At 43.1% G+C, this 25183-nt stretch carries 22 protein-coding genes; 12 read left to right on the top strand and 10 right to left on the bottom strand.

Annotated elements, in window-relative coordinates:
* Positions 1 to 30: 30 nt before the first annotated feature.
* From AC1XUD_RS03290 to AC1XUD_RS03280, 3 genes are all read right to left on the bottom strand, one after another.
* The gene (locus AC1XUD_RS03290; protein ID WP_483359528.1) at positions 31 to 2592 is read right to left on the bottom strand and encodes a M1 family aminopeptidase; all 2562 of its coding nucleotides are present in this window, start codon (positions 2590 to 2592) and stop codon (positions 31 to 33) included.
* A 485-nt stretch (positions 2593 to 3077) separates the two neighbouring features.
* Positions 3078 to 3296 (bottom strand): hypothetical protein, encoded by a 219-nt coding sequence (locus AC1XUD_RS03285; protein ID WP_483359527.1) that lies wholly within the window; start codon positions 3294 to 3296, stop codon positions 3078 to 3080.
* 63 nt (positions 3297 to 3359) lie between these two features.
* Positions 3360 to 5744, bottom strand: a complete 2385-nt coding sequence (locus AC1XUD_RS03280; RefSeq protein ID WP_483359526.1) for an ABC transporter permease — start codon at positions 5742 to 5744, stop codon at positions 3360 to 3362.
* Positions 5745 to 5828: 84 nt separating this feature from the next.
* Here AC1XUD_RS03280 and AC1XUD_RS03275 point away from each other — a divergent pair, with 84 nt between their 5' ends.
* Positions 5829 to 5990, top strand: a complete 162-nt coding sequence (locus AC1XUD_RS03275; protein WP_483359525.1) for a hypothetical protein — start codon at positions 5829 to 5831, stop codon at positions 5988 to 5990.
* Here AC1XUD_RS03275 and AC1XUD_RS03270 read toward each other — a convergent pair.
* Positions 5987 to 6958: a lipid A deacylase LpxR family protein gene (locus AC1XUD_RS03270; protein WP_483359524.1), complete on the bottom strand. Its 972-nt coding sequence runs from the start codon at positions 6956 to 6958 to the stop codon at positions 5987 to 5989. The genes AC1XUD_RS03275 and AC1XUD_RS03270 overlap by 4 nt on opposite strands.
* 416 nt (positions 6959 to 7374) lie before the next feature.
* Here AC1XUD_RS03270 and AC1XUD_RS03265 point away from each other — a divergent pair, with 416 nt between their 5' ends.
* The 6 genes from AC1XUD_RS03265 (at position 7375) to AC1XUD_RS03240 (ending at position 14434) form a co-directional block, all read left to right on the top strand.
* Positions 7375 to 7998 carry an ABC transporter permease gene (locus tag AC1XUD_RS03265; protein WP_483359523.1) on the top strand — a complete coding sequence of 208 codons (624 nt, stop codon included), beginning with the start codon at positions 7375 to 7377 and terminating at the stop codon, positions 7996 to 7998.
* Positions 7999 to 8145: 147 nt separating this feature from the next.
* Complete coding sequence (locus tag AC1XUD_RS03260; protein ID WP_483359522.1) at positions 8146 to 8373, top strand: hypothetical protein; 228 nt, start codon at positions 8146 to 8148, stop codon at positions 8371 to 8373.
* Positions 8374 to 8376: 3 nt separating this feature from the next.
* Positions 8377 to 9756, top strand: coding sequence for a hypothetical protein (locus AC1XUD_RS03255; RefSeq protein WP_483359521.1), 1380 nt, complete (start codon positions 8377 to 8379; stop codon positions 9754 to 9756).
* 62 nt (positions 9757 to 9818) lie between these two features.
* Positions 9819 to 11102: a hypothetical protein gene (locus AC1XUD_RS03250; RefSeq protein ID WP_483359520.1), complete on the top strand. Its 1284-nt coding sequence runs from the start codon at positions 9819 to 9821 to the stop codon at positions 11100 to 11102.
* On the top strand, positions 11099 to 12442 hold the full coding sequence (locus tag AC1XUD_RS03245; RefSeq protein WP_483359519.1) for an alpha/beta hydrolase: 1344 nt from the start codon (positions 11099 to 11101) through the stop codon (positions 12440 to 12442). Before AC1XUD_RS03250 ends, AC1XUD_RS03245 begins: the two co-directional genes overlap by 4 nt.
* Positions 12443 to 12847: 405 nt before the next feature.
* Positions 12848 to 14434 carry a Na+/H+ antiporter gene (locus tag AC1XUD_RS03240; RefSeq protein WP_483359518.1) on the top strand — a complete coding sequence of 529 codons (1587 nt, stop codon included), beginning with the start codon at positions 12848 to 12850 and terminating at the stop codon, positions 14432 to 14434.
* Between the two features lie 94 nt (positions 14435 to 14528).
* Here AC1XUD_RS03240 and AC1XUD_RS03235 read toward each other — a convergent pair whose 3' ends face one another.
* From AC1XUD_RS03235 to AC1XUD_RS03225, 3 genes are all read right to left on the bottom strand, one after another.
* Entirely contained in the window at positions 14529 to 16655 is a 2127-nt protein-coding gene (locus AC1XUD_RS03235; RefSeq protein ID WP_483359517.1) for a pyrroloquinoline quinone-dependent dehydrogenase, read from the bottom strand.
* 286 nt (positions 16656 to 16941) lie between these two features.
* Positions 16942 to 17673, bottom strand: a complete 732-nt coding sequence (locus tag AC1XUD_RS03230) for a 6-phosphogluconolactonase (RefSeq protein WP_483359516.1) — start codon at positions 17671 to 17673, stop codon at positions 16942 to 16944.
* Positions 17674 to 17934: 261 nt separating this feature from the next.
* Positions 17935 to 19116: a Gfo/Idh/MocA family protein gene (locus AC1XUD_RS03225; protein WP_483359515.1), complete on the bottom strand. Its 1182-nt coding sequence runs from the start codon at positions 19114 to 19116 to the stop codon at positions 17935 to 17937.
* Positions 19117 to 19397: 281 nt separating this feature from the next.
* Between AC1XUD_RS03225 and AC1XUD_RS03220 the strand changes: the two genes are divergently transcribed.
* From AC1XUD_RS03220 to AC1XUD_RS03205, 4 genes are all read left to right on the top strand, one after another.
* Complete coding sequence (locus AC1XUD_RS03220; protein ID WP_483359514.1) at positions 19398 to 19595, top strand: hypothetical protein; 198 nt, start codon at positions 19398 to 19400, stop codon at positions 19593 to 19595.
* 298 nt (positions 19596 to 19893) lie between these two features.
* Positions 19894 to 20937 (top strand): sensor histidine kinase, encoded by a 1044-nt coding sequence (locus AC1XUD_RS03215; protein ID WP_483359513.1) that lies wholly within the window; start codon positions 19894 to 19896, stop codon positions 20935 to 20937.
* Complete coding sequence (locus AC1XUD_RS03210; protein ID WP_483359512.1) at positions 20937 to 21662, top strand: LytR/AlgR family response regulator transcription factor; 726 nt, start codon at positions 20937 to 20939, stop codon at positions 21660 to 21662. Before AC1XUD_RS03215 ends, AC1XUD_RS03210 begins: the two co-directional genes overlap by 1 nt.
* 159 nt (positions 21663 to 21821) lie before the next feature.
* Positions 21822 to 22655 carry an OmpA family protein gene (locus AC1XUD_RS03205; protein WP_483359511.1) on the top strand — a complete coding sequence of 278 codons (834 nt, stop codon included), beginning with the start codon at positions 21822 to 21824 and terminating at the stop codon, positions 22653 to 22655.
* Between the two features lie 15 nt (positions 22656 to 22670).
* Here AC1XUD_RS03205 and AC1XUD_RS03200 read toward each other — a convergent pair whose 3' ends face one another.
* The 3 genes from AC1XUD_RS03200 to AC1XUD_RS03190 all read right to left on the bottom strand — a co-directional run bounded on the left by AC1XUD_RS03200 (position 22671) and on the right by AC1XUD_RS03190 (position 23720).
* The gene (locus tag AC1XUD_RS03200; protein ID WP_483359510.1) at positions 22671 to 22940 is read right to left on the bottom strand and encodes an SRPBCC family protein; all 270 of its coding nucleotides are present in this window, start codon (positions 22938 to 22940) and stop codon (positions 22671 to 22673) included.
* The gene (locus AC1XUD_RS03195) at positions 22903 to 23127 is read right to left on the bottom strand and encodes a hypothetical protein (protein ID WP_483359509.1); all 225 of its coding nucleotides are present in this window, start codon (positions 23125 to 23127) and stop codon (positions 22903 to 22905) included. Before AC1XUD_RS03195 ends, AC1XUD_RS03200 begins: the two co-directional genes overlap by 38 nt.
* A gap of 107 nt (positions 23128 to 23234) precedes the next feature.
* Entirely contained in the window at positions 23235 to 23720 is a 486-nt protein-coding gene (locus AC1XUD_RS03190; RefSeq protein ID WP_483359508.1) for an SRPBCC family protein, read from the bottom strand.
* A gap of 340 nt (positions 23721 to 24060) precedes the next feature.
* Here AC1XUD_RS03190 and AC1XUD_RS03185 point away from each other — a divergent pair, with 340 nt between their 5' ends.
* A complete protein-coding gene (locus tag AC1XUD_RS03185; protein ID WP_483359507.1) occupies positions 24061 to 25047 on the top strand; it encodes a GlxA family transcriptional regulator in 987 nt (328 codons plus the stop codon).
* Positions 25048 to 25183 lie beyond the last annotated feature (136 nt).

Raw genomic sequence — 25183 nt, 5'->3', positions numbered from 1 at the left:
TTAAAAACTGCCTTTCGTTCGCTACGAATGCTATTGCCTCAGATCAACAGCGCGATTCAGCATATCAGATGAGTTTAAAATTTTGTTCCTCAGGAAATATGGATAATCCGGATGGTCGTTAAGAAACTGATTTACAACTGCCGCTGCCTGAGGAGAGGAGTAATCACCAAGTGTATTGTCTAGCCATCGCCCGGGGAAGAATATATCACCAGTCAGCTGAATTTCCTGTAGTAGGTCCAGCGACGGACGAATATATTTCAAAGATGATTTTTGTCTGGAAGTGTGATGCAGATAGCTCAATGCAGTAAGTACCCACGCCTCTTTTTCACGGTTTTTTTCATTTTTTAGTGACTCAAAAAAAGCGTCACGCTTACTTTCGTCGGGGCTTAGTGCTGGCGTAACAAATTCCAGTTTTTGCTTCCGGTCCGGATTCTTTGTTTTCAAAAGTTGTGTTGAGAGAATTGCAGATGCCTTTTCTCCTTGATATAGAGCCAGTTGGCAGGCAATAGATATATAGTCGTCTTCAGAAACAGCCAGTCCCTTGATTTGGAGTTTGCTATTCCAAAGTTGAGATAGTTTTGCCAAACCTTCTTGCGAACTGGCCAGACCGATATAGCTGTGAAAAAAAGCACTTTGAATACCCTGATTTTTGGTTGTTGTCAGATGCTTCCAAAGCTCTTGTTCAAGTTTTACCTGAAGCTGATTTCTCGATTTTTCTGTAAGAAACGACCACCATATTTTATCAAGATTGCCCAAAAGATAGTCGACGAGTAACGGGTTTTGCTCGGTTTGAAGCATTTCTAAAATGGCATCCATGTAGTCAATTGGTTTCGGGCCTTCTCCATGAACAAAGCCTTCCCAGATATTTACCAGCATGGAACCTCTGAAAACAGGATCACCGAAAGGTACCATTGTTGAGTCCGGATAGTGGTCCAGAAAGTAGGCCCGACTGGTAGTGTCCATTTTAAAATAGCCATATCCTATTCCATCCGGATTTGGAAAAATCGGTGCAGACGCTGATTTAATCAAGATATCAGGACTGACGGCCGAAGTTGCGACAGTACTGTCAGTGAATGAATTTTTTTCACTCCAGCTAAGTTCAAAAGACTGTAACCAAACACGATTGCTCACGGAATCCTGCTGTTGTCGCAAAAGGTAGTTACCGTTTGATAGAGAGCCGTTGTAGACAGGCATACCGGCGGTCTTAACCCACACATCGCTCCAACTAGATATATCCAAAGGCGTTTTCTTGTCAATAATCTGTACTAGATCGTCCCATTTTGCGTTTCCGAAAGAGTAGGTTTTAAGGTATTCAGCCAGTGATTCCTGCATTAATTTTTCACCTATTTTCATCTCAAGTTGTCGCATCACAATCGGCGCTTTCTGATATATGATCGGCCCATAAAGTGTTCCTGCGTTTTTGAGATTCGTGAGATCCTGGAGGATTGGATTGGTACCTCTGCTTCTGTCTATCGAGTAAGCGGCAGGATAATGTGCGAGTAAAAATCTGAGTTTGTGATTGATTTCCGGAAACGAAGGATGAACGATTTTAGCCGCCATGAAATTGGCGAAAACCTCTTTTAGCCACACGTCGTTAAACCAGTCCATCGTCACGAGGTCACCAAACCACATATGCGCAGTTTCATGCGCTATTACGCTGGCACGAGCCATTTTCTTGTTGACGGTGGCATTTTCATCAAGCATCAGCGCAGATTCGTTGTAAAAAATACTTCCCGGATGTTCCATACCACCATATTGAAATGATGGTATCAAAACAAAATCAAACTTACCGAAGGGATATTCGATGGCCGTATATTCTTCTAGCCACGTCCGGGACTTTGCATGCAATTTGAATATCGCATCACGGTTACGGTTTACCTTCACAGTATCCGTTTCACGGTAATACATCGTCATTTCATGGCCTTCCAGCGTTTGAGTAGCTTTTGTGAATTTCCCGGCAGCAAAAGCGAAGAGATAAGAACTTATAGGCTTAGTTTGATCGAACTCGAAAATGCTTTTCTGGTCAGAACTTGTTTTCTTGACCAGCTTTCCGTTTGAAACGGCCTCCCAACTATCGGGCGTTGTAAGCTTCAGATGATAAGATGCTTTCAAATTTGGTTGGTCAAATAAGGGAAAACAGGTCGAAGCACGATCCGGAACAAAGAGCGTATATAGGTAATCGTCGTTTCTGTTTAGCGAAAGGTCGCCTGCAACAAATGTAATTTCAATTTCATTTTCTCCAGTTTGCAGGTATTCGGGACTAATGACAATATGTTCATTTACAAATGAATAGGGAATAGGTGCACCATTTCTTTGTACCTTTTTAATATGACTGCTGTCGGTGTTAAAATCTATAACAAGCTGATTATTAGTTGATTTTAAAGTAAAGGACAATATATTTTTGCCACTAATCGCCTGATTCTTTTCTGAAGGTATATTGAGGTCTAAATGATAGCTAATGTTGGAGATATTGTTTTTACGATCCAGATTAAGCTCATAGGAAACACCTTTCTCGGGAGCTTTTTCTGATTTCTTGCAAGCATTAAGAATGGAGATTAAAAATGGGATCAAAAGAAGGATTTTGTAATTCATAAGGAGTTTAGCAATGAATTGATATTACATCGCCCCTGTTGATCAGGGTTGATATAATGCAAAGAAAGCAGGATTTGTGATGCTTTTGGATATAAAAAGGACAGTATCGGTAGATTATTCGGACTTTCGTTTATAGAAACCATCGCTGATCCGAGAAAATTCTCTTAGCTTCAGCCAAATCTCGAAATCAGATCTTTAAGCGTAATGACACCGGTTAAAACACCAGCGATGATAAGGTAGATGCGGTCGAAACTATTGTCTAACGGCAGGTTCAAGTCAAGAGCCAGGAAGATTATCTTGGCGGCTGAAAACAGGGTTCCAAATTCGAACATCACAAGAACTAATTCCTTCTCTTTGATATTGTTAAAACCATGTTTAAAAGAAGTAAAAACAGTTTAAGCAATGCCCCCAGCCAATGAAAGAATAAGCGGAGGGAGAATTCCGGAAAAGTACTGACTCATGAAAAGGTGGAAACTTACAGCGGATTAGTGCTGATGCAGAACAGTATGGTTTGATTTCTTTTTTGCTGCTCTCTTGTGGCCAACAGAAAGGTTTTGCTGCTTGTCGAAAAAAAGGCCACCAATGGCACCTCCCAAAGAGCCAAATAACGCTCCAAATGGACCAGCCAAAGCGCCAAAAAATAGCCCGCTCATGGCTCCGAATACGATTGGCGTACTTGAAAGATTGTTTTCTACTTTTTTCATAGTCTGTTGTGAAATATTTTTTGCAAAATAATCAAGAGTTTTGAGAAAAACAAACCCGAAGATTTACTCCGAGCGCAAAGATGTCACCGGATTTGCCAAAGCAGCTTTTAGTGATTGGTAAATAACAGTCAGCCAGCATATTACAAGCGTGAGTGCGCAGGCAGCAAGGAATACCCATGGCTCTATATCCGTCTTAAACGGGAAGCTTTGAAGCCAATGACGCATTGAGAAATAGGCGATCGGAATGGCGATTGGGAAAGAGAACAATACCAATCTTGTAAAGTCTTTTGACAACAATAAAACTACACTGCTCACTGAGCCACCAAGTACTTTTCGTACGCCAATTTCCTTCACACGCTGTTCTGTCGTAAACGTAGCGAGGCCGAAAAGTCCAAGACATGCAATCAGGATAGTGAGGGTTGAAAAGGCTGTAAAAATCTGTCCGCGAAGCTCGTCGGCATGATATGCCGATTGAAAGTCCTGGTCCAGAAAACGATATTCGAATAGACGATCCGGGTAAGTTTCCTGCCACTTCTTTTCTATAAATGCCAGCGTACTCGCCGTATTTTGTGTTTTGATTTTCACGTGGATAACCGGGTTGGCGCGTCGATAAATCATGATCATCGGCTCAATCGGATTGTATAGCGACTGTTGATGAAAGTCTTTCACGACGCCGACTACCTGCGCAGTTGGACGAGGTGTTTTACCGTCATTAGGACCATTATCAATTTCCACTTTTTTGCCAATCGGATCCGCCCAATTCATTCGTTTCACAGCCGCTTCATTGACCATCACGCTGCTGGAGGTATCAGATGGAAACTCGTCAGAAAAAGTCCGCCCGGCGACAATCTTCATTCCCATTGTTTTGATATAATCCTGGTCGATTACCGTAGGTTTGAAAGCCATTTCTTTCATTCCTGTTGTGGATTCCACGTTGAAAATAATCCGTCCGCCAATATTACTCACAGGTGATGACGCCGTCGCCAAGTTTTGGATATTCGGATTATCCAGCATCTCCTTTCTAAATGTATTGTACTTTTCTTTAGGCTGATCTCCTTGATAATCAATCGTTAACACCTGGTCGCGGTCGTAACCCATATCCTTGTTGCGCATATAGTTCAATTGTTGATATACAATCCAGGTGCAAATCAGCATCACCAATGAAATCGTAAACTGGGCAACAACCAGCGCCTTTCTGAAAAAGCTTCCGCCACGCGCCTTAAATGAGCCTTTAAGCACATCAGCTGGCTCAAAAGCTGACAAATAGAAGGCTGGATAACTTCCGCTGACAAGGCCTGTGAATATCACAATCGCCAAGCCAATCGCTACAAACTGAGGACTTAATAACTGCATATATCCGATCTCTTTTCCGGAAACTGTATTAAAAAACGGAAGCAGGGCAGCCACCAAGATAACGCTGGAAAGCAATGATATCATCGTAATCATTACGGACTCAGTCAGAAATTGCGCTATCAAAGCACCTTTCAGAGAGCCCATTACCTTTCTCAATCCAACTTCTTTTGCACGCTTCGCCGATTGGGCCGTCGCCAGATTCATGTAGTTTATACTCGCAATAAGCAACATGAAAAATGCAACCGCACTGAATGTATATACGTATCCTATATCTCCGTTGGTTTCGCCGTCGAAGTGCGAGTAAAGGTGAATACTCGTCAACGGTTGAAGCTGGTATGTAATATGAATGCCCATCCTTTTGAAAATGGACGACATATATTTCTCATAAAGTTGAGGAAAGCCAGCCTCGAGCTTTTTAATATCTGCATTTTTGGAAAGTAACAAATAGCTGTTGATATAAAAACCACCCCAGCCGTCAGCCTGTCGCTGATTTTGGTTCAAAGACATCAGCGCGTTAAAAGTAAAATGGGAGTTTTTGGGAACATCCTCAATTACGCCAGTCACTTTATATGAAGTCGTATCGTCGGTTCTCAGAATTTGGCCCATTGCGCTGCTTTTACCAAAATATCGATCCGCCACTTTTTTGGTCAATACCACGCTACCCGGCTGAGCAAGAGCGAGTTTTGGATCTCCTTCGAGAAATTTGTGGGTGAAAATGTCAAAAATTGTAGAGTCTGTTGCGTAAACGTCTTCTTCATAAAACTTCTGTTCACCCAACCGGAACATTACGCGCCCATTAGAGAAAAACCTTGCGTAGCTTTCGACAAAAGGATAATCCTGTTTCAGCGTTTTTACTAACGGAGGTTGAGTACTCGTCCAACGGTTGATCTTGTCGGGCTCACGTATATAGGATACTATTCTGTAAATCTGAGACGCTTTTGTATGATATCTGTCATAGCTCAGCTCATCGGTCACGTATAAAAATAGCAGCATCCCGCAGGTGACACCGATCGTGAGACCAAAGATATTGATGAGACTGTAAAACTTATCTTTGATAAGATTACGGTAAGCGAGGGTCAGATAGTTTTTGAGCATAACAGCTGGATAGTAAAGGCGGTAGCTGGCTCAATACAATTGTTGTGCCATGTTTTTAACTGGCTTATTATTAGATTTTTAAAGATGAAATTCAATGTAGATTGTCCGAAATTGAACAGTTTTTCGTACGGATTTGAACAGGATTATAAGGTTTTGTCACCTTTGGATGGGGAGCCGGTCGGAGATAGTCAGGTTTGGTCTGGAAGTGATCCGCAACGCGCAAACTTCCACCTTGATCATATTTAAAACGAATATCCAAGCTTCATGCCACCCCATTTGTGGCTGCGACCTGTTCTGAATTCCTGCGTCAGGAAAGTACGGTTATATTCAAAATATATTTTCCATATATGAGCGACCAAACCCCATTTTGTTTGAAAAGTCGCACGGTTGATATCTTTTCCTGAAATAGTGTACGGACTGCTTTTATTGAAGATACCACCCTGGAGGGCGGCGTCATAGCCCACGATACTAATGAGCGGCTGAGCATATAGATATAATTGAAAATTTTTGGATGGCTGGTTTTCAAGTGTCTTAAAAGGGGAATCAAACCGGCCGAGCGTAAAAGTAAAACCGGCCTGAACTTTGTCTGAAAGTGTTCCAATGTCAATATTTCCATTGGTATTGAGTGAGGCGATGTTGGGGATTTTGAAAATTTCCATTTCATGGTGAAGTCCATAGTTGAACACAACATCATTGTGAATCTGGTATTGCCAGCCAAGCGGAATTGCATCGCCGGTCCATTTATGAATCGTTGTCTGCATTTTGCCGGCAAAGGCGGCCGGGCCGATCATTCCTGTGCTTATTATCGAAGAAAGTCTGACCCTTTTTTGGGAGTTGACCGATATCGAAAAGGATTTTAACATCATTACACCCGCAAATGGACGGTCTCCATATAGGATCTCATCGCTTCGATAACTGGTTGGCGTGAAGCCGTAATGTTCAAAAGACAGCCCGTATTTCACGCGGCTGTCTTTTGTTTTTAGCAATAAGTTCGAAATAGGACTTTTTTTTAATTGTGGATTAACTAATTCAAGCTGATAACCTTGGGTGTAATAGTAATCCTTTTTACCAAAAAAATCATTGTCGTAATGAATCCTGAAATAGCGATCACCGTCTTGATTGCTAAACGATGCCGTATTGTCAATCCGTTGACCCTGAACTCGAAAATGCGGCCATAACGTAAAAATTAAGAGTAGTTGAATAAGGCGTTCCATGAGTTATTATATACGACTGCAAAACCCAGTTGGATGCTTCCTCCACCAATATTTTAGCCACGCTCTGTTTTTGTTAAATTTTATATATAATCATAATTAAAGTTTTTTCGATTATTATTTTTTGAGTTCAAAACCAGATCACAATGTAGTCGTCACCAATCCCGGATCATGTTATTTTTAAAAACTTCTTTCAGGTGGCTCTCCCCAATATTAGAAGGACCTATGCAGCGAGTTTTGTGAGTGTTTTTGGTCTTTTCAATAGGTATAGCCGGAGGACTTGTGTTATTTCTGCTGGTAGCATATTTGTTCAGTTTCAATAGCTTCTACACCATGGCCGACCGGACATTTTGGATCGTTACCGATAAAGTTCACAATCGGTTCTGAGCAAGAATGTGAACTTATGGGGTCAAAATCGAATGGTCGTTGGTGTAGTAAAAGATTTTCATCTGGAAGGGATGCGTCCCTTAATTCAGCCGGCAGCGATCGTCAGTATGCCATCAATTTTCACCATGCCCGCTATTAAAATTAATCCTGGACGAACGACAACTGCATTAAGAAAAGTCGAGGCGGTATGGGACGGCCATTTTAGCGATCAAGTCTATAATGCCACGTTCCTCGACGAGCTTTTGAAAGAATTTTACGTAACGGAAAATATTCTGCTCGCGTTGCTCAAAGCATTTTCGGGGATAGCCGTTTTTATTGGATGTTTGGGAATCTACGGATTAATCATGTTTTTATCAGAAACTAAGGCCAGGGAAATTGGAGTTCGGAAGGTGTTGGGAGCAACCATGAACCAACTGTTATGGATTTTGGGAAAAGAATTTGCCTTATTATTGGTCGTAGGGTTTGTTCTCGCTGCGCCAGTAGGTGGATTTTTGATGGAAAACTGGCTGAGGGGATATGCATATAAGGTCAATATTTCATGGTGGGTTTTCGCTTTGACATTCACCCTTGTTTTGGCTATTACGTTGTTAACCATATCATTTCAATCGCTTCGCGCTGTTTCGGTTAATCCCGTCAAAAGTCTGAGAAACGATTGATAACATTCTGCTTTTGACCGAATAATAACATAATCTCAACTCCATCGGGCAAACTCTTACATATTCACAAAAAAATATTCAAATTAGCCATAGTCAAGTGTTATGTGCTTGATTATCATGTGTTTTTCAACTTAAAATCACTTTGCTATGGCTCGAAAAGTAGTTACTCATTATGCCGTTTTTCACAATGTAGGCGGCACCAGTTCGGTGGTGGTATATTATGATGGCGGCGGGGCTGATTCGATTTCCGATATACCTTATTCGGAGGCGGGGTTTATCGTGGATTTGCTGCGAAACGAAAAACCGATGTCATATGACGCTGCCCTGAAACGGCTTTCGAATTATGCGAAGGAACCCGTCGGAGAAGGCGAATAGGATATGGCCCGCAAGACTGTCGAAAGCTACGCTGCTTTTGAAAATATCGGTGGCACCATTTCTATTGTGCTTTATTACCAAGATGGTGGGGCAGATACGGTTGAAAACATTCCGGTCAGTGAAGGAAAGTTTCTAATTGACTTGCTTCGGAATGAAAAACCGGTGTCGTACGATGCCGCCAGAAAACGAATATCCACTCTGCAACAGGAACCCGTTGGCGAAGGCGAGGGAGGATACTTAACACCAGTTTTTACCCTCGGAAACTGGTTGAATGCGCGAGTATATCTCAGAAATGCGATTAATTGGGAATTTCCCGGAGGAGTTTACAAGAATTATACAGAATGGACGGCTGCCCAAAAAGCCGAATTGGAAGACAACTACAAGATTGTGTTGAACAATACCTTGCTCGATCTGACGGAGGATCCGCCACTCGCTTTTGTGCCGCATGGAACCGAAAACGCAGTGACTTACCTATCTTCAACGTTGGCCTGGAAATACTATATCGGCCATGTTGCTCATTCTTTGGTCGTTGAAGCTGATGATCGTGTAAACTGGTCGCTGGCAGATCAAACCGAAGAGGAGCGCAAAATCATTCTCGACGGCAAAGCGTTTTTTCTCAGACGGGACGACAATACCTACCATATCTCGCGCGGAACGTTCGGCGGGGTCACGTATGGAAATCCGAGCAGGTTATATAAGTTTTTGATTGACAATGATTTAATAGGAAGCAGTCATTTGTCAACGATCAGTAATCTCATAGGCTGGTGTCGGCAGATGGTGCATTTTACAGGCGCTCACGAGGCAGATAATGTATATGACCAATGGCAGTATTATGGCTTGCCGCCTATCGAAAGAGTTATTAATGGAACGGTGCAAACCAGCTTACCATCCAACGGAGTCAAACATCGGACGGGTGGTTGTCACGGCACCGTCGGCTTTTTTAGAGCTTTGCTTCGGATTATCAATATTCCTGTTCGTTGGGAATCTGGTGGGGGGCATGCACTGCTCGGCTTCCCGACGATCGACAAATATCTGTCCCATGGCGATGATCCATATAACGGTTTTTTCAGAAGAAGTACTGAGATACCGAATGGCGAATTGCTGCTGAGCCAGGCGACTTTTAACCAATGGTTTGTTGAATCATCTGACCCCGGCCAAAATGTCGGTAGGGGAGTCAGGGAGCTCGCACTCCAATATTTACCGTTATATCTGCTACGAATGCATTGTACGGATTTGTCTGCTGGAAGAAACCATGCGGCCAGCGACGTTGCAGCTGCATTCGACAACAATTATTCGGTGGCGCAACTTGAAGCACAGCACCTTTGGCAAAGAATGGATGAGAAAATTGCGTCACTGGGCGGGTGTAGTGAGATTCCATATTAAGCCTCCTTCTTCAGCCTATTGTCGTAAACCCCATTCAATCATCATACAATTTCCTTTCAATCATGGACAATGTAGCATTAGATGTCGTCATCGGACTCGTGTTTATTTATCTCTTGTACAGCTTATACGCGACGGTTTTTATAGAGATCTTTACGACGCTACTCAACCTTCGAGCCAAAAATTTGTACTTCGCTATAGGGCGTATGTTGAAAGATGAGAAACAGTATCCGAATCCTGTTCACCGGTTTTTCGTGGAGCTATATGTCACGATTGTAAGGTTCTGGGGGTCAGCGATTAATCTTAAAAATCCGGAGCTGTATAACAGGGTTGTCAACCAGCCGACGATCAAGTATCAGACTAGCGGCGGCCTGGGCAATAAACCAGCGTATCTAACGGCAGAGAGTTTTTCTAAGGCGCTTATTGATTCCATTAAAGTGGATAATCCGGATGCGAGTTTGCTGGCGTGTGTCGAGCAGGGGCTGGAAAATATGAGGCAAGAATCGGAGACGACCCAGCATATCCGATCCTTGCTTGACGATGCAAATTGCGATATGGTAAAGTTTAGAATTTTGGTTGAAACCTGGTACAACGAAACCCAGGATCGGGCCGCAGGTTGGTTTAAACAGACCACCCAAGTTTTTCTATTGTTTATTGGAATGATATTGGCTTTTACGTTTAATGTGGATACGGTCGCGATTATCAAAAAGCTTTCGCGGGACAATGAAGCACGCAATAGTCTGGTTCAGATGGCAGTAGGTTTCACAGAGAGAAATGGAGCGATGATGCAGGTTGTTCAGACAACTGTATCATCGGATTCTGCGAGTGTCGCCATGTTAAATGCGCGACTGGATTCATTGACGGCCGTTCGGCATGAGTTGGAGGACGATATCAGGAATTCGCAAAGTATCATGTCTTCAAACTGGAACATCTCGGATAAGTTATATTACTCCACAAAGCCCGGGGACGGACTCCCGGTTGACTATGTCGATTTTCCGTATTCATTGGGAGGAAAAGTGAAGATATACCTCCATATTCACAAGTCTGTGGATCAGGATATTATCGGTGAAATGCTTGGAAAAGCAGTACAGATTACGAACGAAAACGGCAAAGACCATATCGCAATCAGCCCGACGAAATATAAGTTAAAGTACATTTTTAGTGGTGGGCGGTTGTGGGGCTATTTGCTTACTGTTATTGCAATTGCCATAGGGTCTCCGTTTTGGTTTGATCTGCTTAACAAGTTGGTGAAATTAAGAAACTCCAACGCTTCCGGCAGCGAATCAGGTGCCACCGGAACTTCGAACGCAAACATGACCAACCGCGGAACTTTAAACAGAGTAGGATGAAAGGTATCATAAATACAGAAGTTAACGAACGGCAGCGACCAAACGTTAATTCCCGAATCCTCCAGTTTTATGCGGTTGGCGACACCATCGATATCACCGAATCTGTTCTTGGTGATCCGTTTGATGGCGAGGATATCTGGTATAAGTTGGCGAACGGCGCTTTTGTCTGGAGCGGGGCGGTGGATCTGCAGGTGGATAGTTCAGGTTTGTCGGAGGCAGACAGAGAACAGTGGTTGGTATCATATCGCAAGGTGAAGAGTGATGGTCGGCCAGATATGTTTTCGAATACACCAGCCGATCAACTCTATTTTACACCATTGCGACTGCCAACAGATTCTTCAAGCGTGCGACTCAACGATTTGATACCCAATTTATTTGTGAATGGTGTCATGCAGTCGGTTCGAAATTTGGCCAGTCAGCGCGACCATGTGTTTGTCTATATCCATGGTTATCAGCTTCTTTCGTCGTTGAAATTGGATTTGCTGGAAAGTTTTGTCAATAATTATATGACTCATCCTGGCAACAAAATAGCGAAAGTACTATTTATGAGCTGGCCTGCGCAGGGTGGTCCGGCCCGAAAAACAGTTGATGATCGATCCATCAGGGCGGGTCAGGCATTTACTGAAAAAGGATTGTGGGAAACATTTACATTGCTATCTCAAGCTTTGGCTGCGGAGGGTAAATTTTTGAACCTCGTCGTTCATTCTTTTGGCCACCAGTTGTTGAATGGTATGTTAAATCCTGAGCCTGGTGCTGTTGTTAATTTGCCGGGTCAAATATTTGAGAATATCTTTTTGATGGCACCCGATGTTTCGCACGTTACGATCAAACGCGGGGGAGAGGATTTACACAATTATTTTAACGACGAAGGGGCGGAAGAGTTTCATTACGAATATTCCAGGCTTAAAGACATCGGGAAGAAGGTGTATATTTTCCATGATAAATATGATTACCTGCTTTACTCCAGTACCAAAAAGTTTGTCGGAAGAAGTTTACGTCCCGATTTGCCAGCAATTGACCGGTTCAATCTGACAAAAGATTATCGAAATCTGGGGAATTACGGCAGCCGACAAACTGCGTTCAGTGAGCTTGAACCCGGTTTTAATTTTGTCAGTCTGGAAGATCTGATAGCCAATAACGAGCCAAAAACTACCAACGATTACTCATTCAGGCCGATCAGGAATGGGCCTGGTCGCCTTGTTGACAAAGTCTGGAAAGATGCAGATTACGATGGAATTAATGCCGGAAGAATTATCCTGAACATGAAGCGCTTTCCCGAGCACCATCGGTATATTTTTACCTGCAAACCTGTTGTGGATGAAGTGCTTAGATTGCTTTGAGATAGTAGTCGTGAGCATTTGTTGCTTCAATTCGGAGTTGATTCCACCGAACAATATGATCGGGGGAAATGAGCGACGGTCCGCTCAAAATCCTGTCGTTGGTCTACTATTTTTTGCCAATCACAATCATTCTGTTTCATTTGATTGATGAAAAATTCAAACCGAACAAACAATGAAAAATCTGGTTTTGGCGCTGCTGCTTTTCGTGAATATATCTTTTGCACAAGATGCAAAGGTTGGTGGGCCTTCGAGCTGATCATGATTCTGGAAGTGTATTGATCAGTGGCCTGAATTGGTCGGCTTGTCTTCATGAAAGCTAAGACTTTGAAAAAAAAGTTTAATTTTCATGAAGACTTTTTTAGATTATAGCTTCAAAAAAGCCAAATAATACAGTAACTGCTATTCATGCACAGTATTCTACCCTTTCTATTAGCATTAATCGCTGCCGTCGTACTCCTGGAGATGTTGGCCACGAAGCTTAAAGTCGCTTATCCAATTCTTCTGGTGGTAGCTGGCCTGGTGGTCAGTTTTATTCCCGGATTACCATTGGTCAAAATTAATCCCGATCTCATCTTCTTTATATTGCTTCCACCGCTATTATTTGAGGCCGCCTGGTCCATTTCTTTCAAGGAAATGAAGAAATGGTGGCGTATCATCGGAAGTTTTGCTTTCCTTGTTGTGTTTTTTACAGCCCTGTCGGTAGCTATAATAACCAATCACTATATTCCCGGATTTTCTCTTGCTTTGGGCTTTCTGCTCGGTGGCATCGTTTCGCCGCCCGATGCAGTGAGCACTGGTGCTATCATGAAATTTGTAAAAATTCCAAGATCTACGTCTGCTATCCTTGAAGGAGAAAGCCTTTTGAACGACGCCTCGTCACTTATCATTTTCCGTTTTGCATTGGTCGCAGTTGGTAGCGGCCAGTTCATATGGCAAGAGGCGACGCTCACTTTTCTGTGGATGATCATTGGGGGAGTTGGTATTGGACTGTTGGTGGCTTGGTTCTTTATTAAAGCACACAAAATCCTTCCCACCGACGCATCTTCCGACATCGCTTTGACACTTATAGAACCTTATCTCATGTACTGGCTTGCAGAACAATGTCATAGTTCTGGTGTGCTGGCTGTTGTTAGTGGCGGTATACTGATGGCCAATAAGCGACTGTATTTCCTGAATAGTGCCAGCAGAATCATGGCCTACAGTGTTTGGCAAAGTTTCATATTTATTTTAAACGGACTTGTATTTCTGATTATCGGCCTGGACTTGCCTGAAATTGTAGAGGGAATACGTGCAGACGGTATTCATTTGAACACGGCAATCGGGTACGGAGTGTTGGTGACGGTCATATTGATTGTTGCCAGAATCGTGTGTTCCTACGCTGCCATGCTGGCGACGCTCATATTCCGGCCCAGCGTGGCTCCGCGAGCGAGATCCCGAAAAAGGCAATGGATGTTGCCAATGATATTGGGCTGGACAGGTATGCGGGGAGTTGTATCGCTTGCCGCAGCGTTAGCAATACCAGTAACGCTTGAAAATGGTGCTGCATTTCCCTATCGAAATCTGATTCTGTTTATCACCTTCGTGGTGATATTGCTCACACTGTTGGTGCAGGGGCTTACCCTTCCTTACCTCATAAGGCGTGGCCGAATGTTCGAAGATTTTCTGGATGATTCTGAACAAATTGCTACAAAAAAAATGAAGCAGGGTCTGCGGGAGCATATTTATCAATTTTTCAAAACGAAGCACGATCACGGAGCGCATGATCAGGAGGTAATGCAGAAATTGCTGAAGCATTGGGATGAAAAAGTGAAAGCGTCAGATGATGACTGGATGAATAAGAATACAAAACTTCTTTTCTTAGAAATGCTTGAAAGTCAGAGGCAATATCTCGCAGAGCTTAATAAAGATCCGTCAATAAGCGACGAAATTATTCGTAAACAGATATACCAGATTGATTTGGAAGAAGAGAGGTTGAATTTGCTGATGAAATGAAATGCCGAATGTGGGAAATATGATTTTTGCCGCACAGACAGCAAAAAGCATGTTGGACTCCTGTAAGAGGCTATCGTCCGCTTTACAAACTCAACTACTTCAGGGTATAAGTTGCATATCCACCGTTAAAATGATTCCATGAATTGGGGCTTACGCCTACAGTTATATATTGTTTGCCGTTGATCGCATAGGTCGAAGGAATACTATACCCGCCACCCGGCAGCTGAGTTTCCCATACCACCTTACCAGTTTTTTGGTCAAAAGCCCGGAACTTTTCGTCGCCTGTGGCTGCGATAAACACCAGCCCTCCAGCCGTGGCAATCCCGCCACCACGATTAAACAAACCGGAATTTTTGATACCGATTTTAGCCAGTTTTTCGTCCTCGCCCAGCGGTACCTGCCACAGAAGCTCCCCTTTATTCAGGTCAATTGCAGTCAAGGTACCATATGGCGGTTTGATAGCAAAATTGTCCTGGTCATCTTTGTAAAAGTTGTACCCGTTGAAACCGTAAGGCTCCTTATGGTCAGATATATTGCTCGTCGATGCGATTTTCTCTCCTTTCAAGAATGACACAATTGCATCTATCTGAGGTTGAGGTAAATGGTTAAAAGATGGCATGGGTTCAGCACCTTTTTTAATGAAAAGATCCAATTTTTCGGCAGAAAGCAACGCAGCTCTCTTCTCAATATCCGGCCCGTAATTCGTTCCCTTTTTGTCAGCCCCATGACACGCGCTACAATACATATTGAATAATTGTGCGCCGCTCAAATCGTTATTTGCTGTAAGTCCTTTGATTTCAGTCAGTTTCAAAATCCAGGGCAGGTCGGTAGAATTGACGAACATCACACCCGTATTGGGATTGAGTGACGCTCCACCCCAATTGGAACCACCATGAGCAGTTGGCAAAATAACAGATCCCGTCAAATTCGGAGGGTCATATATGCCTGTCTGGTATTTGCTGTTTTTGATTTCGTTTTTGAAATATTGATTAAGCTCAGGTGACACATCCGTGATATACTCCTCCTTAAACCCCTGTCTTGCAAAAGGTCCGGGTTTGGTCGGGAAAGGTTGAGTCGGCCATGGCTTTTCACCCGGCATCTCACTTTTGGTAGGCACCGGTATTTCCTCAATCGGAAACAAAGGCGTGCCTGTCACACGATCGAACAAAAAAACGTAGCCCAGCTTTGTGGCCAGAGCAATTGCATCGATGTTTTTTCCATTATGAGTGACCGTCACCAGGTTAGGAGGGGAGCCGTTGTCGCGATCCCACAGGTCGTGGTGTGTGGTCTGAAAATGCCAGATTCTTTTTCCGGTTTTTGCATTGAGCGCCAGTAAACAGTTGGCAAACAGGTTTGAGCCCGTCCGGTCGGCCCCGTAAAAATCGAAAGAGGGGGAAGCGGTGGGGACATATACGATACCCCTTTCCTGGTCCAGGGCCATACCCGCCCAGCAATTTGCACCGCCATTTTTAGCCCGTGCATCGGCAGGCCAGGTATCCGCCCCATATTCTCCTTTTTGAGGAATAGTATGGAATACCCATGCGAGTTTGCCAGTATTGACGTTGAAAGCCCTAATATCACCTGAAGTTGATGGCAACTCATCGGGTACTTTGCAGCCAACGATAAACAGATCATTGTATATAACACCCGGCGCGTTCATCGTCACATGAACAGCCTTATGCATATCCGGTTTCACAGAAAGGCCCGAATAGAAATCAACACGACCCTTTTCGCCAAACCTTTCGTTCAATCTGCCGTTTTTAGCCTGAATGGAATAGAGTGTTGACCCATATACAAACAGCAGAAAATCAGCATCTTTCGCCTTGTCGTGATGGAAAGTGACACCGCGCGTCCAGGTGCTCACATCTGTGCTGTCAGGTATGAATTCCCACTTTTTTTCGCCGGTTAGTGCATCCAGAGCCACAAGTTTTTCAGAAGGCATAAAGGCATACATGACGCCATTTACGACGAGCGGATTGAACAATACCGACGAACCATCCTCCTTGATATCCTCATGCTGCCATGCGAGCGTCAATTCTGATACATTCTTTGTGTTAATCTGATCCAGGGTCGAAAACTTATTGTTGGATGCATCATGACCAAATGCCGGCCACTGGTCATTTTCCGACGGTTTTTCTAAGAATGAAAACCCAACGAAAACCGTGGATATAAGTACAATGGCGCTAAGAAAGGCAATATTTATTCGTCGGAAAAAGCGCATGCCGGATCGGTTGTTTTTATTGATTTTTGTAAATATATCAACTTTGTTTGATAAGCTTTTCAGAAAACAATGGCACAAACGGACCTTCAGATTTCCATTAATATCACTATTGTTTGGTTTTCAGATTCGAACCCAGCTCCGCGTTTGTGGATGTCGCCGCCAAATAATTTGCCTGACGAAACTCAGAAACAAAGGCGATTATATAATCAAATAACCATCTCTGACTATTGCCTGACAATACCTGCTTAACTCCGCCATCCATACTGATCCCGCGGGAGTCCACCTATCATGCAGGATGAGTGAGCATAGAAGCTGCTTTTTTATCAAGCATGACCGAAGCATTGGCATGAAGTCGAATCATGGAGGCGGGTATTGATACCTGAACTTTTCCTTCCAGCGAAGTTTTGATAATATGTGCTTTTCGTTCTCCTGACGCGATCAATATCGCTCTTTTGGCGCCCTGCAAATCTTTTAAACCGAGGGTAATACCTTTCGTCAGTTTAGTTTGGGATTCAAAATACTTCTGACCGACTGAGCTCGTTATCGCATCCAAAGTAATGACATGTGCATGTAAATCAGGCGATACGCCCGGCTCGTTAAAGCCAACATGCCCGTTCATTCCAATACCGACAATGATCAGGTCCAAACCTCCCAGCGCCGCTATTGTCTGGTTCATTCCGGCGCATTCCGCAGCCAAATCATCAGAAGTTGCATCGAATAATTTACACTGATCAGGTGCCAGGTTCAACGGCGCAATGATATTTTTTTGTAAGAAGTAACTGCAGCTCCCCGGATTGTCAGGTAATATATTCACCCATTCGTCCAGCGCGATGAGCGTAAACCGGCCGGTATCTAACTTTTCAGTTACAGCAAGTGCCGTAAACAAACGATAGGCGAGCAAAGGACTTTCGCCAGAAGCGAGACAAATCACCGAATCCGGTTTTGTTTTTATTTGTTCAAAAATGATTTTAGCAACCTGAAAAGATAAGTCTGCGTGATCATCAAATATGCGTAACATGACTTTAATGAGTGAATTGGTGAATGATAAAAAAAGAATGTTGAATGAGAGAACTAGTGAATGGTGGAGTAGGTTAGTTGGTTGCTAATATTCAGGTATTTTTTGGTAAAAAACAATAACAAAATGTGTGAATAAGGTGGTGGATATTTGATTCTCTAACTTGAACCTATATTTAAAATTATGCTATTCAAGATCCTGAGCAAAAGCTAAACCGAGCAACCAAGCGTCCAAATATTCAATCATTCAACAATTCAAAATTCCCTAAAGAAGCGGCCATTTAAATGTGGATTTTAGTTGTACCCTCATACCTGTTTCCTGCGATTTTCGGGCCGCTTCTATTATTTCCAGCACATGTAGTGAATGTAGGGTCGTGATGAGGGGGTCGGTACCTTTAGCCATATTCTCAGATATGTAGCTGGCACCTTCCTGCCACACAAATCCTTCGGCGTTGGTCGCGAAACGCTGCGTTTTTTCATTGCCCTCCGTTGCCATATCCACACCGGCAGGTGCCCAGTCATATCCGATGAGCTGCATATTCCCCTTTGTTCCCCAGATGGACACCGTTGGTTTTTCTTGTCCGGTGCCCTCATGTCCATAGGGATCAAAGTAGTTAAAACCACTCTGAACGTGAGACAATGCCCCGCTCGTATGTTCCATGAGGACCATACTGTTGTCTTCCGCTTCTACTTTGATTGGATTTGGGCGGTTATCTACTTTTCGGAGAGGTGTGATGATATTGAGCATCGAGACAATTGACTTGACAGGGCCGAGCAATCCGGTCAACGTTGCCATATTGTATACTGCCAGATCGGGCATGCTCCCTCCCAATTTTTCGTAGAAAAAAGCCGACCAACTAGGACCCTGATGGCCATAGTGCGCGTGTGCAGCCGCGACTTTGCCTAGTTTTTCCTCCTGAATCGCCTTTGACATAAATGCAAACTGAGGACTCAAAATGACGGCCGGAGCGCCCCATATTCTTAGTTTTTTCTTTTGCGCTAGATTAAGTAGCGCCTCGCCTTCGGCATAGGTGTTCGCCATTGGCTTTTCACTCCAGACGTTTTTGCCGTTTTCAAGAGCTATCTTATTCAATTTGCCATGCTGCTGCATGTCGGTTAAGGTAATCATCAAATCGAAATCAGGCCCAGCAAGCATTTTTTCGATCGACGGATAGTAGTTTGGTATCGAATACTGGGTGGCGGCGGCTTTTGCTTTTTCTTCGATGATATCGCAAGCGCTTAGCAAAGTGACGTATTGCGATTTGCTCAGATGAGGAAGATATTGTGTCGATACACTTCCACAGCCGATCACGGCAACACGAATTTTCTTATCGGCAGTTGTAATTCCACCAGCCATTAAGCCAGACGGCAATAACATTGCAATAGCACTCATTATGCCCGCCTGACGAATAAACTCGGTGCGAGAGATTTCATTCTGTTTTTCCATACTTATCCTCTGTTCATTTAATTGGAACGACCAAAAATTGCACACCTGAAGGAAAACTACAAGCAGAATGGTAAAAAAGATAAAATTCTAAGAAAATATTGCAAAAATCGCGAAGTCTTGTGCTCTGGTTGACGTTGTTCGACTGCGAACTTGACGCTAAGAGCCTAGCAGTTGATAGCACCAGGTTAGCTCGAAAATCGGAGGTGGGTTCTGATTATCAACCTAATTTTCGTGTTTTGACTTCCCGGGTATCGGGTAAACTACAATTCTCTTTTATTTATATGGTCAAGGAACCTGTTTTCGGGTGTCGACGAAATACAAACCTTGCGCCATATGATCAAAGTAGGCCTTATTGCAATACAGCTACGGCGTTTCCGCTTATACAATGGACGCAGGAACAAGGCTGTCTGGTGAGCGTCGTTGTTCTCGATCAGCAGTCTGAGTTTTTCGATGATATTCAGGTTATTGCCGTCAGTTGAGGTTTTCAGTTAAGGTTTTTGAAGAGGAGCAAATAAGCTGGCAACTGGTTGACTGGCAGGCAGATATATATGGTGGCGCTAAATCCTTTATTCCGGGAATCCCGGAATTTAGACAAGCGGCACGGCCTTTCTCCCGTATAGCTTGGTATCTGAGTAAAGGGATGTTTGTCGAAAATATCTGTCGTTTGTCGAGATAAGTTATAATTGACTGGCTTGTGGTCGCTGTTAGGCGAAACAGCCCGGTTTTGATTGGCAATTTCATTAGATTTGATTTTGAAAATTGGGAAAAGCCAGGCGAATGATTCGTTTAAATTTTATCAAGCCTTTCAGAGAGGTTTGGGTTCAGAGTGCGTTTTGGATAGGCTATTTCTTATTTGAATGGCTGAATACGGGTGCTTACCTCGAAAATTTCAAGCAAAGCTTGTGCTTCATTACGCTCAATTTGCCCCTATTGATGGTTGCCGCGTACTGGCATCTGCTTGTTACGGTTCGTCAATTTCTGTTTTCCAGAAATCTTACGGGTTTTTGGTTGAGCTTGTTTGCCGGGTTGCTGATTTTTGGAATTCTTCGTAGAGCCATCAATTATAATTTCTATTACCCAAGCTACTACGTTGCCGGTCTGGAAAAACCGTTTATCTATTGGCCTAAAATACTGGCTGAAACGATGCAATTGCATCTTGTTGTCGCGCTTTTTATAGTGCTCGATCTCGTTCGGCATACGCTCCGTCAGCAGCAATTGAGTGAAACGTTCCGGCGCGAAAAGCTTTCAGCTGAATATCGATTACTGCAGTCGCAGGTTCAGCCCCATTTTTTGTTCAATACACTGAATAATCTAATATCTGTTTCGATGCATCAACCCGCCCAAATGCCGAATCTGCTTCATCGGTTGGCGGGTTTGCTGAGTTATCAGCTTCACGAAAGTCATAGTGATAAAGTGCCGTTGTCGAAAGAAATAGCGTACCTCAATGACTATATCTCGTTGGAGCAGATCCGCTATGGTGATCGTTTGGACGTTCAGGTTAACTACGGAAATCTGACATCGTCGGCGATTTTGGTTGCGCCTATGCTTTTGTTGCCCTTCGTCGAAAATGCTTTCAAACATGGGGCAGCTCAGACAGAAGGTGCGTGCTGGATTCAAATAAATCTATCTCTCACCGACAATCGAATCATCTTTTCAGTTGAAAACTCTGTTCCGGAAGAAACTCTTAAACAATTTAGTACGGGTTTGGGACTAACCAATCTGAAGAAGCGGTTGGAGATTCTCTTTTCGGAGAAATATGAATTGGTAACGTTGCGGGAGGAAGGCCAGTTTTTGGCGGTTTTGAAATTTAATATAACCTGATGGCGATACGATGCTTTGTGCTCGACGATGAACCGTTGGCCACCGATTTACTAAAAGACTATATCAGCCGGCTGCCGGACCTGGACTTGGTTGGCTTGACTAATAGTCCGACGCAAGGTTTACAGCTTTTACAGCAAACTCCTGTGGACGTGATTTTCCTGGATATCCATATGCCTCGGTTGACTGGATTTGACCTTTTGCGCCCGCTTGCATATCGTCCAAAGGTGATATTCACAACCGCATTTCGCGAACATGCTCTGGAAAGTTATGAATTCGACGTGCTTGACTTTTTAGTAAAACCCATTTCATTTGAACGTTTCCTGCAGTCTGTCGGCAAAATATATCGTTTCTCTGCAGGAACGCCAGCAACTATAAAAGAACCTGAGAATGCAAAACCTGCGAGGGACTACCAGTATTTCAAAGTAGATAAGGAAATGGTGAAGCTGTTTCTGGAGGATATATACTGGATCGAGAGCCTCAAAGATTACGTTCGGATTCATACCCGCTCAGGGCCGTTGGTATCTTATCTGAGAATCAGCTATTTGGAAGAGAAATTGCCCTCGGACCGCTTTGTTCGCATTCACAAATCTTTTATCGTTTCGCTCGACCATATGCAGGCAATCAGTGCCAGCTATATCCGAGTCAACAATGAAGAAATTCCGATCGGAAGGATGTATAAGGCGAGACTTGATAAAATACTTTTGGGTACGTCTCCGACAGAGTAGTTTAAAGGTTTTTTAGGCCGATGTCTCGGTGAGGATTCCTCTTGCCGCCCGAATAATCCGTCTATTCGCAGCGCTTTCATTCAGTCATTTTATTTTATATATTGGTAAACTTTCTATTGTATATGCAGCAATGATTCGTCGATAAAGCTTGTCAGTATTATGAGAACGGTCGTGTACGTAGTTATCTTAGTAAGCTTAATCTGCCAAAAAGGAGTGGGGCAGCTACTTTCTGGCGACAAAAAACAGAGCGATTTCGATCAAACGAAATTGATATCTGCCCAGTCACTTGCAGCGAACAAACCTTTATTCAAACCAAAAGCTGTTACCCGGACGAAAATCACTGTTCGCGTTCTGGATAGGGAAACTTTATTACCAATAAATGCAAAGATCATCGTCGTTGGCCGGGTGCCCGGAGTGGAACAGGTTCCTTCGTATGAGGATCGGGTATCTAACTTCAAAATTCCGGTAAATGATACCAGTTTAATATCGGTATATGCGGATGGTTATGAGACACTTACTGAGTCGATATTGGGGAACAGAATGAGTCCTACCGAGATATTTTATTTGAGCAGAAAAGCTCCGGATTCTCTTTCATTGACAAACGAAACGAGAAATGGCAAAATCGAAGATACGAAAGGAATTTTGAATGAGGAAATCTCATTTGTCTTGTATTTTTCTCAAAGCAGAGCCAATATATTGCCCAAGTCACAGTCGGATTTGCAACATATGGCTGAATTCCTGAAAACTCATGGAAAAATGGAGGTCGATCTGGCAGGTCACACCGACGATCTGGGTGATCCGGTCAAGAATTTTTACCTTTCCGGCTATCGGGCGGATATGGTAAAGGAGTATCTCTTGTCTTCTGACATCGGGTCGACAAGAATCCGAAGCAAAGCATATGGTAGCAATCGCCCTGTTGCGCCAAATGACTCGGAGCAAAACAGGAAATTAAACAGACGAGTAGAAGTCAGAATCAAAAAGAGCGCTGATTGAAGTGATTTGATTCTTTTATGCCTCTGTGGTAACCGGCTTCATGTAGGGTGTACCTTCCCCCGTTTGCAAATACACTTCCAGGCTATTTAGAAAATAATCCCATCCGTCCTCACAAACATTGTAACATTCCATATTATGATTCAAGCCCTTGTGTAAAAATTTAAGCTCGGTTCCGTAGGGAGTGGTAGTCAATGTCCATATCATACTTGTCCCTTCCCATTCCGCTTTATTTTTCAGAGACGACATATCAATATATGCCTTCGAGCAGGTCCATATCACGCTCATCAGGTACGGCTTCTGTAATATCAATGGTTTTTCGGGTACTGCCAAAAGCAATATTATAGCTGTCACCAGCATGTGTGATAGTACCTGCGAGGTCATTGCTCCACCAATCAACAATATGTTCAGTTATGGCAGCATATACCTCGTTGACTGGCTTATTCGTATGAATGATTTTCTGATAGTCGCTCATGAAATTTAGAATTTAAAGATGGTAACCAGTCTCAGAATCATATACTGTAATTAGTGTCGTCGTGCCTTAGTGGCATATAGATAATTTTCAAGCCCTACACCCAACAGCTATCTGCGAGCAGCTAATCCCTTTTCATCTTCGGTTTGAGGTTTGTTGGTGGCATTCGGCTGGCCTTTTCCTGTCGTGATCAGATTATATAAACTCTGCCCAATATATTGTGTCCAGGCTTTGCGACAGGTATCATAACATTCAAGTTCCGGCACCAAACCAAGGTGGGTTACATGCACCAGAGTCTTGCCATCCTTTTCCGAAATTTCAAAGATCATTTGCGTATCCTTCCATTCTGTCTCGTCTTCCGTGAATTTGAAATAGTTGTCCAGTACCTGCCAAATGACCCGTTTGTTCGGAACAAGCTCAGTAATTCGCATTTTGCATCGATGCACATCCTCGAAGTGATAATCAAAAACCGCATTGAGTTTGTCGGTTTCTCCTTCAATTTCTTCTGACCACCATCCCCGAACGTTATTAACGGCATTAAAAGCTTCTTCCGGCGACTGGTCTACCAATATGGAAGTGTTGAAGTCCTTTGACATGTTGGTTAAATTTAGGTTGTAAATTAAATGGAGTTTGAACATCAAATGTTTTAAAGCTGACGGGCAAAAACCGACCGCCAACACAACAAATTTATAGTCTTAATGTCGTATCAGAAGGGGGTATATTAGACAATTTAGTGGGTTGATTTGGACAAGATTATGTCCTATCTTTCCGTGAAACTCTGAATGGTTTGAAGCGTAACGAATGTATTTTTTTTCGAAGAAATTGTTATTGAAACCGAAGGAATCAATTGCTGATAGCATGTTATTGATGGATTGTCAACCTTCCTAATTAATCGCTAACCGTGCGATGGACGCACGTCAGTCTTAACCGCTCCCCATGAAACAGGTAATCATAATTGTACCGAAAGGAAACGTAAATCTAAGTAGCATCACAGGATCCTTTGAGATATTAAGCCGGGCGAATGCACAGTGGCAGCGAATGGGTCATGATTCTTTGATGGAAATCCGTATCGCTGGTTTTGTGACGGAATTGAAACTGGACGCCGGCTTTTTTTCAGTTCATCCGGTAAGTATTAAGGAAATAAAAAAGGCAGACTTGTTGCTGATCCCTTCAGTTTTCGTCTCTAACGATTACGATAATTTGATAGCTGAAAATAAAGAACTTGTCAATTGGATCAGGGACCAATATAAGGGAGGTGCCGAAATCGCGAGTATTTGCACTGGCGTGTTTTTGCTTGCTGCAAGTGGTCTATTAGATGGTAAAACCTGCTCGACACATTGGAGTGCGGCACCGTATTTTAAGAAAATTTTTCCGGATATCCCCCTTAATATTGACAAGCTGATCACTGTTCAGCAGGGGATATATACAAACGGCGGGGGATATTCCTTTCTGAACCTGATATTATTTTTGGTTGAAAAATATTTTGACAGACAAACGGCGATATATTGTTCCAAGATTTTCCAGATCGATATGGATAGAACATCGCAATCTCCTTTCTTTATTTTTCAGGCTCAGAAAAACCATGGAGATGAGCTGATTTCTCAGGCTCAGACCTATATTGAGGAGCATTTGAGTTCGAAAATATCGTTTGAAGACCTGGCTTCACAGCTTGCTATCAGTCGTAGAAATTTTGACAGAAGATTTGTAAAAGCGACAGGCAATACGCCCGTAGAATATCTGCAGCGCGTAAAGGTTGAAGTGGCAAAGAAGACTTTGGAAAAGGGGAGAAAGAACGTTTTTGAGGTAATGGATGAAGTCGGGTATTCTGACGACAAAGCCTTTAGAGAAGTTTTTAAAAAAATTACCGGATTGTCGCCACTTGATTACAGGGCGAAATATAATAAAGAGGCACTTTTAGCCTGATAGTGTATTCCAAAATATAAAAAAAAGTTCTTGCTGAATTTGATATTGCAGCAACTATCTGAGGGAGATTCAAGACTACCCGGCATATTTCTTTTTATTAGCAGCCAGGTCATCTGTCTGTATTGCTTTTCTTCTT

It is taken from the genome of Dyadobacter sp. HNCC25DJ184, assembly GCF_056895215.1.
The sequence above is the reverse complement of the archived record's forward strand: the minus strand, read 5'-3'. Positions and strand labels throughout refer to the sequence as shown.